The 542-nt window shown below is 38.2% G+C and carries 1 pseudogene; it reads right to left on the reverse strand.

Annotation, left to right across the window (positions count from 1 at the left end):
* Positions 1 to 354: 354 nt before the first annotated feature.
* Positions 355 to 542: pseudogene (locus tag AC805_RS26925) on the reverse strand (hypothetical protein); the annotation flags it as partial.

A 542-nucleotide genomic window follows, 5' to 3' on the forward strand; every position in this document is an offset into this window, starting at 1 on the left:
CAGCCGAGAGAATTAAGCCTACTAAGGTGAGTAAAAAGATGGCGATCGCTACTAATCGTTTGATTTGCATAGGGATTTAATGATTTGATTTTGAAATTAAAACTTTGAAATTAAAACTTTAAAACTAAGTCCCTCAGCATAATTAAAATCCAGATCTAAAACCTGTGGCGTACGCGCAGCCTACGCCACAGGTTTTGGTTTTTTTAATTAAGCCCACTTACTTAGTTGAGATTGCCTAAAAGTAACTGATAATCAACCAAAACACAGATTTTCGATTGAAAGTGTTGCTCAGCAACACTTTCAATCGAAAATCTGTGTTTTGGGTAATGTCAATTGTTCCCAAAGTAGCGATCGCTATATGATGAGATAGATATTATAGCTATAGTCAGTAATGTTAGGACAAAAATCAAACCCAATAGAGAGTTGCGGCGCTTCGCGCCGCAACTCTCTATTGGGTATGCTCTTCTTTGAAATTCCTAAAATGGCTTTGCCATCTTGGGAATTGGGATAAAAAGGAGAAGGAGAGCAAGGCTCCCCTTCTC

This window comes from Pseudanabaena sp. 'Roaring Creek' (assembly GCF_001402795.1).
Lineage (GTDB): Bacteria > Cyanobacteriota > Cyanobacteriia > Pseudanabaenales > Pseudanabaenaceae > Pseudanabaena.